This window comes from Burkholderia arboris (assembly GCF_902499125.1).
Taxonomy (GTDB): Bacteria; Pseudomonadota; Gammaproteobacteria; order Burkholderiales; family Burkholderiaceae; genus Burkholderia; species Burkholderia arboris.
Genome location: NZ_CABVPX010000008.1, coordinates 261,212 through 272,623, shown reverse-complemented (window position 1 = coordinate 272,623; position 11,412 = coordinate 261,212). Strand labels below are relative to the sequence as shown.

The window sequence follows — 11,412 nt, the reverse complement described above, 5'->3', positions numbered from 1 at the left end:
GGCCGCGCCGGACGGCTGCGGCGCGGCCGCCGATTTCATCGAACGATTCGTGCCGACGCGCGCTCGCGTGGCCGCGCGGGCCGATCTCGCGGTGGCCGGCGCATGAGCACCGCATCGCCGCTTCACGACGGGCCCGTCGCGCCGTCCGCGTTCGACGCGCCGGCGCCTGCGCCGGCCGCGCAGCCGGTGCGCGGGATCCGGCTCGCGCTGCTGACGTTCGCGCTGTCGCTCGCGACCTTCATCGAGGTGCTCGACTCGACCGTGACGAACGTCGCGGTGCCGGCCATCTCCGGCAGCCTCGGCGTATCGAACAGCCAGGGCACGTGGGTAATCAGCTCGTATTCGGTCGCGGCCGCGATCGCGGTGCCGCTGACGGGCTGGCTCGCGCGCCGTGTGGGCGAGCTGCGGCTGTTCGTCGGCGCGGTGCTGCTGTTCACGCTCACGTCGCTGCTGTGCGGGTTCGCGCGCGACCTGCACGTGCTGGTAATTTGCCGCGCGCTGCAGGGGCTGTGCTCGGGGCCGATGGTGCCGCTGTCGCAGACGATCCTGCTGCGCACGTTCCCGCCCGACAAGCGCACGATCGCGCTCGCGCTGTGGGCGATGACGGTGCTGCTCGCGCCGATCTTCGGGCCGGTGGTCGGCGGCTGGATCGTCGACAACTTCTCGTGGCCGTGGATCTTCCTGATCAACTTGCCGATCGGGCTGTTCTCGTTCGCGGTGTGCACCGCGATGCTGCGCCCCGACGCGCAGCGCGGCGCGGCCGGCCCGATCGACGTGCCGGGCATCGTGCTGCTCGTGATCGGCGTCGGCTCGCTGCAGGCGATGCTCGACCTCGGCCACGACCGCGGCTGGTTCGGTTCGCCGCTGATCGTCACGCTCGCGGCGGTCGCGACGCTCGCGATCGTGTCGCTGCTGATCTGGGAGGCGGGCGAAGCGCATCCCGTCGTCGATCTCAGCCTGTTCCGCGACCGCACCTTCTCGTTCTGCGTGCTGATCATTTCGCTCGGGATGATGAGCTTCTCGGTGGTCGGCGTCGTGTTCCCGCTGTGGATGCAGGCCGTGATGGGCTACAACGCGTTTCATGCGGGGCTCGCGACCGCGTCGCTCGGCGTGCTCGCGCTCGTGTTCTCGATCCTCGTCGGGATCCACGCGCACCGCTTCGACGCGCGCGTGCTCGCGACCTTCGGCTTCCTCGTGTTCGCGGCCGTGCTCGCGTGGGATGCGCATTTCACGCTGAAGATGACGTTCGCGCAGATTGCCGCGCCGGGGCTGATCCAGGGGATCGGGCTGCCGTGCTTCTTCATTCCGCTGACCGCCGCGACGCTGTCGCGCATTCCGGACGACCGGCTCGCCGCCGCGTCGAGCCTGTCGAACTTCCTGCGCACGCTGTCCGCTGCGTTCGGCACCGCGATGAGCGTGACGCTGTGGGAAAACCGCGCAACCTATCACTACGACGTCGTGTCGCAATCGGTCACGCACGCATCGGCGAACACGCAGCGATTCGTCCACGCGCTGAACGCGATGGGCGTGGACGGTGTGCGCGAGCTATCCACGCTGCACCAGGTCGTGATGCAGCAGGCGTACATGATGGCGACCAACGACATGTTCTGGATGGCGAGCATGACGTGTCTCGCGCTCGCGGCGATGATGTGGCTGACGCGGCCGAAGCGTGGCGCGGCCGCGTCGTTCGGGCATTGAGGAGAAGACCATGACGACACTCGGCGCACTCGTGATCCTGTATCACCCGAGCGATGCGCAGCTCGATGCGCTCAAGGCATGGCGGCACGCGTGCGACGCGCTGCTCGTCGTCGACAACACGCCGCAGCCCGATGCACGGGCGCGCGCGCTGTGCGACGGGGAAGGCATCGCGCTGCTGCATCACGGCAATCGCGGCGGCATCGCGGGCGCGTACAACGCGGGGCTCGCGGCGCTGTTCCGCGACCGCATCGACGCGGTCGCGCTGTTCGACCAGGATTCGTCGGTGCCGGCCGCGTATTTCCCGGTGATGCGCGACGTGTGCGCGGGGCTCGCGGGGCGCGCGTTCCTGGCCGGCCCGCGTATCTTCGACGAGAACGCGCGCAGCTTCCTGCCCGAACTCGCGACGAACGGCATCGGCTTGCGCCGCCTGCGCATCGAGCCGGGCGCGCCGCTGCAGCGCTGCGCATTCCTGATCTCGTCGGGCTGCGTGGTGTCGCGCGACGCGTTCGATCTGCTCGGCCGTTTCGACGAGACGCTGTTCATCGATCACGTCGACACCGAATACAGCTTCCGCGCGCTGTCGCGCAACGTGCCGCTCTATGTCGTGCCGTCGCTGGTGCTGCCGCACCGGATCGGCGCGAAGCAGCGGCATGCGATCGGCCCTTTCGAAATGACGTCGATGAATCATTCGTGGCAACGGCGCTACTACAGCGCGCGCAATGCGGTGCAGCTCGGGATGCAGTACGGGCTGCGCTTTCCGGTGGCGATCGTGCCGAACCTGCTGACGGTGTGGCAGGTCGTGCAGATCGCGCTCGTCGAGCGCGACAAGCGTGCGAAGCTGGCCGGCATCCTGTTCGGCGTCGCGGACGGCCTGTTCGGCCGGCTCGGCCCGCTCGAGCGCACGCGGCCGCGTCTGGCCGCGCGTGCACAGCGCGTTCAGCAGGGGTGACGATGCGGCGCATGGGGAAAGCGGCGGGCTCGGCGCGCGGCGTGAAGGGCGGCTCGATGATCGCAGCGGCGGTTGCGCTGCTCGCAATGAGCGGATGCGTGCCGTCGGGCTTCCTGCCTTCGCTGTCGCTGCGCGCGCCGGCCGACGATGCGCTCGCGCATGCGACCGGCCCCGGTGCGAACGGCGCGTGGCCGGCGCCGGATTGGGTGAAGCAGCTTCAGGATCCGCAGCTCGACGACCTGGTGGCCGACGCGTCGCAGAACAGTCCCGATCTACAAGTCGCGCAGGCGCGGTTGCGGATCGCGCAGGCGCAGCTTCAGCAGTTCGATTCGCTGACGGGACTCACGGGCACGGCCGGCGCGACGATCAGCCGCGCGCGGATGCCGAAGCCCGGCGACATCGCCGACGTGACGGCCGGCGGCTATCGCGTGCCGGTACAGATCTTCGGCGATCCGAACGTGTCACCGTCGTCGATCTTCGTCGGGCTGAACTACCAGCTCGACCTGTGGGGCAAGAACCGCGCGGCGACGAAGAGCCTGATGTCGCTGCGAGATGCGGCCGGCGTCGAAGCCGAACAGGTGCGGCTGACGCTCGCCGTTGCGATCGTCACCGTGTACTGCCAGCTCGATCAGGCGTACGCGGCGCGCGACCTGTTGCAGCAGAAGCTGAAGATCGGCCAGCGCGTGACGGCCGTGCTGCGCGAGCGCACCGCGCGCGGCCTCGACAACGCGTACGACGCGAGCGACGCATCGATCAAGCGCAGCCGCCTGCTCGAACAGATCGCGTTGAACGACGAGCAGATCAAGCTCGCGCAACTGCAGCTCGGCGTGCTGTCGGGGCGTGGCCCCGAGCGCGGGCTCGCGCTGCAGCGGCCGCGCGTCGGCGCGTTCGCGGGCGGTGCGGTGCCTGCGCGGCTGCCGGCCGATCTCCTCGGCCGCCGGCCCGATATCGTCGCCGCACGGCTGCGCGTCGAAGCCGCGTTCGCGAATGCCGATTCGACGCGCGCGCAGTTCTATCCGGACGTGAACCTCGTCGCGCTCGGCGGCGTATTTGCGCTGACGCCCGCGTCGTTGTTCTCGCGCGATTCGCTCGCCGGCTCGGTCGGCCCGGCGATCTCGCTGCCGATCTTCGATCGCGGCCGGTTGAAGGCGAAGCTCGGCGCGGATGTCGCGCAGGCCGACGTCGCGATCGGGCTGTACAACAAGACGGTCGACGACGCGCTCGGGCAGGTCGCGCAGCTCGTCACGTCGCTGCAGACGTCGCAGACGCTCGTCGCGCAGCAGCAGGACGCGGTCGCGGCCGCGCAGAAGATCGTGCAGATCGCGGCCGACCGCCACCGGCGCGGCGTGCTGATGCAGAAGGATGTCGATGTCGCGGATCTCACGCTGATCGACGAGCGCGCGCAGATGATCGCGTTGCTTGGCCGGCAGCGGTCGCTGCGCGTTGGGCTGATCGGTGCGCTCGGCGGCGGGTTCGATGCGGGCGCAACGGTGGCGCAGGCGCAGATACCGGCGGTGCATCGGGCGCATAGCGGGGCGGCGCGGCGTGGCACAGCGACCTCGGCGTCTGCTGCTGCCGCGAACCGCGCTGCGGCCGCCGGACCGGCGGACGACGGACGCGCGGGGAGCACGGCCACGTCACCGGCCGGAGCCGCGGCGAGCGCCGCCCCCGTCCTTGCGCGGCGTGACGATTCGGCGCGCCGGTCGACGGCCGGTGCGACGCCTCGCAGCACGCCGGTTCTCGCCCGTGCGGCAGCGACGATCGCGGTACCGGCCCCGTCGATTCCCCAGCCGATCCCCCTGTTCCAGCACGATCGACTGATTGTTACGCAAAGCGACTGATGCACCACGACAACCTCCATACCGCCGCGCCGCCGGCCGCACCGACCGGCTCGGCACTCGATGCGCGCCGTGCGACGCGCCGCAAACGCTTCACCGTATTCTTCGCGATCGTGCTGCTGGCCGCGATCGCATGGATCGCGTACTGGCTGCTGAGCGACCGCTATTACGAAGACACCGACGACGCATACGTCGCGGGCAGCATCGTGCAGGTCGCCGCGCAGACTCCGGGTGCCGTGACCGACGTGCTGGTGGCCGATACGCAGGCCGTGCGCGCGGGGCAGACGCTCGTGAAGCTTGACGACACCGAAGCGTCCGTTGCGTTCGCGCAGGCGAAGGCGCAGCTCGCGCAGGCCGTGCGGCAGGTCGCGAACGCGAGGATCTCGAACACGATGTACGTCGAGGCCGTGAATGCGCGGCGCGCCGACCTGTCGCTCGCGCAGCGCGCGTTCGTCGCCCGCTCGGGCGCGTCGGTCGAGATCGTCGCGCCCGAGGAACTGGCGCGCGCGCGTGCGGCGGTGGCCGGCGCGCAGGCGAACCTCGCGGCCGCGCAGGCGCAGCTCGACGCGGCGCGCGCGCTCGGCAGCAAGCTGCCCGTCGACGAAAGCCCGGCCGTCGTGCAGGCGGCCGCGCAGTTCAAGCTCGCGTACCGGAACCTGAAGCGCACGACGATCGTCGCACCCGTCGACGGCACGATCGGGCAGCGCTCGGTGCAGGTCGGCCAGCAGGTCGGGCCCGGCGTGCCGCTGATGTCGGTCGTGCAGCTCAACCGGCTGTGGATCGAGGCGAATTTCAAGGAAGGGCAGATTCGCCACATGCGCGTCGGCCAGCCGGTCGAGGTCGTGTCGGATCTCTATGGCTCGCGGATCGCCTATCGCGGCCGCGTGCAGGGCTTCTCGGCCGGCACGGGCAGCGCATTCTCGATGCTGCCGTCGCAGAACGCGGCCGGCAACTGGATCAAGGTCGTGCAGCGCGTGCCGGTCGTGATCGCGCTCGATCCGCGCGATCTCGCCGCGCATCCGCTGCGCGTCGGGCTGTCGATGCGCGCGACGGTCGATACGCACGACCGCAACGGTCATGCACTCGACAGCGAGCCGCCGACGCCGGCCGTCAGCACGCGCGTGCACGACGGCGTCGCGAGCGAAGCGGAAGCGGCGGCCGCGGCGATCGTCCGCGAGAATCAGGGCGGGTAACGCCCGTCAGCAAAGGAGCGGACCGTCCGCGAACGGCGGTCCGACCCTCGGCACGGCGCACTCGCGGCCGAAGCCTTCCCGTCGTTTCCCGCCCGACTTTCGTCTTTCCGCCATCGATGTCGGCGCCGATCAAACGCATGTCGCGTTTGAGACATCGGCGCCCCTGCCTCCGGGACTACTCTCGAACAGCACGTTGCGTGTGCGCCGCATGAGCCGGCGCGCCGCGACGCCATCCAACGAGACATGGAGACAATACGATGAGCAGCAATCGAGGTGTCGTCTATCTTGGACCGGGCCAGGTCGAAGTCCAGAAAATCGATTATCCGAAGATGGTCGACCCGAGCGGCCGCGCGATCGGCCACGGCGTGATCCTGAAAGTGGTCAGCACGAACATCTGCGGCTCCGACCAGCACATGGTGCGCGGCCGCACGACCGCACCGGTCGGCCTCGTGCTCGGTCACGAGATCACCGGCGAAGTGGTCGAAGTGGGCCGCGACGTCGAGACGCTGAAGATCGGCGATCTCGTGTCGGTGCCGTTCAACGTCGCCTGCGGCCGTTGCGCGATGTGCAAGGACACGCATACCGGCGTGTGCCTGAACGTGAACCCGTCGCGTGCCGGCGGCGCGTACGGCTACGTCGACATGGGCGGCTGGATCGGCGGCCAGGCCGAGTACGTGCTCGTGCCGTACGCCGATTTCAACTTGCTGAAATTCCCGGACCGCGATCAGGCGATGTCGAAGATTCGCGACCTGACCTGCCTGTCCGACATTTTGCCGACCGGTTATCACGGTGCGGTGAGCGCAGGCGTGAAGCCGGGCTCGACGGTCTATATCGCGGGCGCGGGCCCGGTCGGCATGGCGGCGGCCGCATCGGCGCGCCTGCTCGGCGCGGCCGTGACGATCGTCGGCGACATGAACGCGGAACGTCTCGCGCATGCGCGTGCGATGGGCTTCGAGACGGTCGACCTGTCGAAGGACGCCTCGCTCGGCGAGCAGATCGAACAGATCCTCGGCGTGCCCGAGATCGACTGCGCGGTCGATTGCGTCGGCTTCGAGGCGCACGGCCACGGTTCGTCGGGCCATTCGGAGGAAGCGCCCGCGACGGTGCTGAACTCGCTGATGGAAATCACGCGCCCGGCCGGCGCGATCGGCATCCCGGGGCTGTACGTGACGGACGATCCGGGCGCGAAGGACAAGGCCGCGCAGCACGGCAGCCTGAGCATCCGCTTCGGCCTCGGCTGGGCGAAGTCGCACTCGTTCTTCACGGGCCAGACGCCGGTGCTGAAGTACAACCGCAACCTGATGCAGGCGATCCTGTTCGACCGGCTGCCGATCGCGAAGATCGTCAACGTCGAAGTGATCTCGCTCGACCAGGCGCCGGAAGGCTACAAGAAGTTCGACGGCGGCGCACCGCGCAAATTCGTCATCGACCCGCACGGGTTGCTGGCGGCCTGATGCACTAGCGTTCGTTCGCTACGCGTGCGACGACACGGGCGGCTCCGGAAACGGGCCGCCCGTTTTCGTTGGAGGCATGCCGGTGCGGGAGAGTGACCCATTGAACGTCATGCGTCCGTCGCGGCACAAACGAGGTTTTATGAAGGGTGGGTCAGAAGAATGAATCGTCGGCCGAGAAGGCGCGAATCGCGCGCTCAGTGGCCGCGATAGAGTTTCGCGATCCCGGCGTTGCCGGATGCGGTGTACCGCCCGTGGCGCGCATGCAGGCTCACGCGGCGGATCGGATGCGAGCGATGCGCGGCATCGCGGCTGCCTTTCCAGTCCGCCACGCGAACCGTGCTGGCGTGTGTCCGGTCGGGTACGCGCATCGACGTTGCGGCTTGCGCAACCTGCATCTTGCCTGCAGGCGGGCTGGCATTCGCGTCGTCGTGTGGCGGAATGGCTGCCGGTTGCGGCGTTCCGTCGGGCGCATGAAACGGAAAAACGGGCGTCGGCAATACCGGCAGTACCGGCTCGTTCACGGTATGCAAGCCGGATTCGGTCGCGGCCGCTGCCGGCGTACCGGAACCGCGGCAGACGGGATCGGCCTTGCACGTTCGATCGACCACCACGTAACCGCCGACCAGCAGGACGAGCGTCAGGATGCTCAGGATCGGTGCGCTCGACGCACTCGGCCGCCGGAACGCCGCATCGCGCAGCGCGTGCGCGACGCGCGACGACCACGAACGGACGGCATGCGGCGCCTGTGCGGCGTGCGCAGGGTCGGGCGTATGGCGAATCGGATCGAACGGCCAGTCCCACTGGCCGCAGACGGGGCAGCGCTCGAGTGCGCGGAGCGTGACGAATCCGCATTCCCGGCAACGGCAGCTCGCGGCGTGCCGCGATTCGGCGCGTGAGTTCAACACGGCGCGCCACGCATCGCGCGTGCGCACGTTCCGGTTGGGCAGGACGCGCATCGTCAGCGGCGGGCGGGCGCCATCAACGGAGCACACGCCGGCTGTCGTTCGCATTCGGTGTTCATGTGATTCTCCATAACATCGGACGCGAGGAATCCGTTCGTCCGCGGCTGCCTGTCGCTTCATTCTTTGCCGCTTGCGCGTGAAAGGCAAGGACGATGTCGGTCGTCGTGGGCCGCGCGCCGGGCGCTAACCGTCGTGCCGCTGGCGCGCCGCAAGCGTCCCGATGGTCTCCATCGCGCGCTCGACGGCCGGTGTCCACGGCCGGCCGTAGTTGAGGCGCAGATAGCGGCGGAATCCGCCGGTCGCGGAAAAGATCGGCCCCGGCGCGATGCTGACGCCGCTTGCCATCGCGGCGTCGAACAGGTGCATCGCGTCGACGCGCGGCGGCAGTTCGAGCCACAGGAAATACCCGCCGCGCGGCGCGAATACTTCGGTGTCCGCCGGAAAATACGCGCGCACGGCCGCGAGCATCTGCTCCTGGTGCGCGGCGAGATTGCGCCGCAGCTTGCGCAGGAAGCGGTCGTATGCACCGTCGCGCAGGTAGCTCGAGATCGCCAGCTGCGCGGGCACGTCGGCGGCCGGCGCGCTCGCGCCTTTCGCCTGACGGATCTGCCGCACGAAGCGTCCGGCCGCGACCCAGCCGATCCGGAACCCGGGCGCGAGACATTTCGAGAACGACCCGCAATGCAGGACGAGCCCACTGTCGTCATACAGTTTCGCGGGGCGCGTGGGCGCCGTGCCGAAATGCAGTTCGGCGTATACGTCGTCCTCGATCAGCGGCACGCCGCGCGACGCGAGCAGGTCGATCAGCGCGCGCTTGCGCTCGTCGGACAGTGTCGCGCCGGTCGGGTTGTGGAACGACGTCATGAACCAGCACGCGCGCACCGGATGCGTGTCGAGCACCTGCGCGAGCGCATCGAGATCGAGGCCCGTGCGCGGGTCGACCGGAATCTCGACGGCTTTCAGGTGCAGGCGCTGCACGGCGTGCAGCACCGCGTGGAATGCCGGGCGTTCGATCGCGACGATGTCGCCGGGGCGCGTCAGCGCCTGCAGGCAGAGTGTCAGCGCTTCGAGCGCGCCGGTCGTAATGACGATCTCGTCCATCGGCAATGCAGCGCCCGCATTCAGGTAGCGCAGCGCGATCTGGCGCCGCAATGCGTCGTTGCCGGGCGGCAATCCCGACAGCAGTTTCGTGCGATCCATGCTGCGGGCAGCCGACGCCACGTAGCGCCACAGGCTGCTCATCGGGAACAGCGAATAGCTGGCGAATGCCGAGCCGAGCGGGACGATGTCCTCGCATTTGAGGGAATCGAGCAGGCGGAGCAGCGTATCGTCGTCGCCGGCCGGCGGGGGGGCGGGCTTGCGCGGGGGATCGTGGCCGATCCGCACGCGCTTGTCTTCGACGTTCGCAACGAAATATCCGGACCGCACCCGCGCGACGATCAGACCCTCGCTCTCGAGCGCGTAGTACGCGCGGAACACGGTGGACGGGCTCACGCCATACGCGCGGCACGCGGCGCGCACGGTGGGGATGCGCGCACCGGCCGCCAGGTCGCCGCGCCGGATCGCGTCGGCGATCGTCTGTGCCAGCGCCGCATATCGCTTCATGCCTGCCCCCCGGCCGCTCGAAGCCTCGCTGAAAAAAGAGTAGGGCACCGCACCCGTCGCACGCAAGCGCACCCCCAATCGCTGATCCGTATGTTTTTTGAGCGCTCTGATGCTGTTCTTTCGTCTGACAAGCAGGCATCCTGCAGCACGTTTTATTCCCGATATCCAACCGAGACGGAATCCACGCTGCCTGGCAGCGGCTCCGTGACCCACGCGCGTCTTGCATGGGTTCTTGTCTGCGGCGTCCTGACCCTACCCGGAAGCATCCAGCGTGAAACTGAAGACCCTCGCCGCCGGCCTCGTGGCCGGCATCGCACTCAACCTGTTCAGCGGCGTCGCAGCCGCGGCCTGCATCAACAATCCGGCGGCGCAGCCGAACGCGACGTTTCCCGCCGCGCTGACCGGCAAGCTCGTGTACCACAGCTACGTGAAGTACGGCGACGGCACGAGCCAGCTGTTCCTCTACGACTTCTCGGCCCATACGCTGACGCAACTGAGCAAGAGCACGTGGGGCATCACCGATCCGATGAACGGCGTGTTCAGCCCCGACGGCAAGTGGCTGGCGTTCATGGGCATCAGCAACGGCGCGTGGAACGTGTTCATGCTGCAGCTCGGCGCCGGCACGCCGCCCGTCAACCTGACGAACAGCACGGGCGCGACGCGCAACGAGGACCCGAAGTTCAGCGCGGACGGCAAGACGCTGGTGTTCAAGCAGAACGGCGACGTCAAGCAGGCGACGCTGTCGTACACGAGCGCGGGCCCGACGTTCACGTCGGTTGTGAGCCTGACGAATGCACCGGCCGGCGCCGAGTATTCGATGCCGTATCTCGCGCCCGATTCGAGCGCCGTGTACTACGCGACGGGCACCGGCGCGAACATGGGGCTCATGAAGCGCACGCTCGCGACTGGCGTGACCGCGACGTTCGACAATCCGGCCGGGCTGCAGACGTACTACCCGATCGTGCGTGCGGACGGCATGGTGTTCTACGCGCGCTGGAAAGACAGCGGCCAGGCCGACCAGATCTATACGAAGACCGCGGACCCGGCTTCGACGCCGAACGCGTTGCCGATCAACGACTGCGTGAGCAACAACTCGGATCCGGCGCCGGTGAGCGGCACGAACTACGTGTTCTTCTCGTCGACGACGGCAGGCGGCTATCAGCTCTACGTCGGCGACGTGACGACCGGCCAGCGCTGGAGCCTGTCGCAGTTCGGCGTGAACGCCGACACGACGAAGGCCAAGCTTGGGTCGAGTTACTACGGCGGCCCGGCCGCCGCGCAGCCGACGCTGCTGTCGCAGGGGCACCCGGCCGCCGCGTCGGCGAGTTACAACGCGTCGCTTACGCCGGACAAGGCGTTCGACGGCAACACGACGAGCACGCGCTGGGATTCACCGGAAGGCGCCGGTGTCGGTTCGCAATGGATCTCCGTGGATCTCGGCGCGGTGAAGCACATCGATCACGTCGATCTGTACTGGGATGCGGGCGCGCTCGTTTATCAGATCCAGACGTCGAACGACAACGTCAACTGGACGACGATCTATTCGACGAGCAACGGCGTTTCATATACCCACGTCACGCTGCCGCATCTCAACGGCAGCGGTCGTTACGTGCGGATGCTCGGCACGCAGCGCGCGACGCAGTGGGGTTACTCGCTCTATGAAATGCAGGTGTGGGGATCGTAATCGCAAAGAAAAAAGCGGCCGCCAGGGCC

The 11,412-nt window shown here is 68.5% G+C and carries 8 protein-coding genes; 6 read left to right on the top strand and 2 right to left on the bottom strand.

Annotated features, from left to right (window positions below; translation table 11 throughout):
- Window positions 1–102 precede the first annotated feature (102 nt).
- The 5 genes from BLA15945_RS12955 (at window position 103) to fdhA (ending at window position 7,132) form a co-directional block, all read left to right on the top strand.
- Window positions 103–1,698: a DHA2 family efflux MFS transporter permease subunit gene (locus BLA15945_RS12955; protein ID WP_174992534.1), complete on the top strand. Its 1,596-nt coding sequence runs from the start codon at window positions 103–105 to the stop codon at window positions 1,696–1,698.
- Window positions 1,699–1,708: 10 nt separating this feature from the next.
- On the top strand, window positions 1,709–2,647 hold the full coding sequence (locus BLA15945_RS12950; protein ID WP_174992533.1) for a glycosyltransferase family 2 protein: 939 nt from the start codon (window positions 1,709–1,711) through the stop codon (window positions 2,645–2,647).
- Between the two features lie 2 nt (window positions 2,648–2,649).
- Window positions 2,650–4,488: an efflux transporter outer membrane subunit gene (locus tag BLA15945_RS12945; RefSeq protein WP_174992532.1), complete on the top strand. Its 1,839-nt coding sequence runs from the start codon at window positions 2,650–2,652 to the stop codon at window positions 4,486–4,488.
- Window positions 4,488–5,678: an HlyD family secretion protein gene (locus BLA15945_RS12940; RefSeq protein ID WP_174992531.1), complete on the top strand. Its 1,191-nt coding sequence runs from the start codon at window positions 4,488–4,490 to the stop codon at window positions 5,676–5,678. Before BLA15945_RS12945 ends, BLA15945_RS12940 begins: the two co-directional genes overlap by 1 nt.
- A 257-nt stretch (window positions 5,679–5,935) precedes the next feature.
- Window positions 5,936–7,132: a formaldehyde dehydrogenase, glutathione-independent gene (gene fdhA, locus BLA15945_RS12935; RefSeq protein ID WP_059239222.1), complete on the top strand. Its 1,197-nt coding sequence runs from the start codon at window positions 5,936–5,938 to the stop codon at window positions 7,130–7,132.
- Between the two features lie 194 nt (window positions 7,133–7,326).
- Here fdhA and BLA15945_RS12930 read toward each other — a convergent pair whose 3' ends face one another.
- Entirely contained in the window at window positions 7,327–8,088 is a 762-nt protein-coding gene (locus BLA15945_RS12930; protein ID WP_174992542.1) for a hypothetical protein, read from the bottom strand.
- A 189-nt stretch (window positions 8,089–8,277) separates the two neighbouring features.
- The gene (locus tag BLA15945_RS12925) at window positions 8,278–9,699 is read right to left on the bottom strand and encodes an aminotransferase-like domain-containing protein (protein WP_174992530.1); all 1,422 of its coding nucleotides are present in this window, start codon (window positions 9,697–9,699) and stop codon (window positions 8,278–8,280) included.
- A gap of 271 nt (window positions 9,700–9,970) precedes the next feature.
- Between BLA15945_RS12925 and BLA15945_RS12920 the strand changes: the two genes are divergently transcribed.
- Window positions 9,971–11,383, top strand: coding sequence for a discoidin domain-containing protein (locus BLA15945_RS12920; protein WP_174992529.1), 1,413 nt, complete (start codon window positions 9,971–9,973; stop codon window positions 11,381–11,383).
- Window positions 11,384–11,412 lie beyond the last annotated feature (29 nt).

Coding starts and splice junctions, on each gene's coding strand:
- BLA15945_RS12950 (WP_174992533.1), top strand. CDS start 1,709: ATGACGACACTCGGCGCACTCGTGATCCTGTATCACCCGAGCGATGCG.
- BLA15945_RS12945 (WP_174992532.1), top strand. CDS start 2,650: ATGCGGCGCATGGGGAAAGCGGCGGGCTCGGCGCGCGGCGTGAAGGGC.
- BLA15945_RS12940 (WP_174992531.1), top strand. CDS start 4,488: ATGCACCACGACAACCTCCATACCGCCGCGCCGCCGGCCGCACCGACC.
- BLA15945_RS12930 (WP_174992542.1), bottom strand. CDS start 8,088: ATGCGCGTCCTGCCCAACCGGAACGTGCGCACGCGCGATGCGTGGCGC.
- BLA15945_RS12955 (WP_174992534.1), top strand. CDS start 103: ATGAGCACCGCATCGCCGCTTCACGACGGGCCCGTCGCGCCGTCCGCG.
- fdhA (WP_059239222.1), top strand. CDS start 5,936: ATGAGCAGCAATCGAGGTGTCGTCTATCTTGGACCGGGCCAGGTCGAA.
- BLA15945_RS12925 (WP_174992530.1), bottom strand. CDS start 9,699: ATGAAGCGATATGCGGCGCTGGCACAGACGATCGCCGACGCGATCCGG.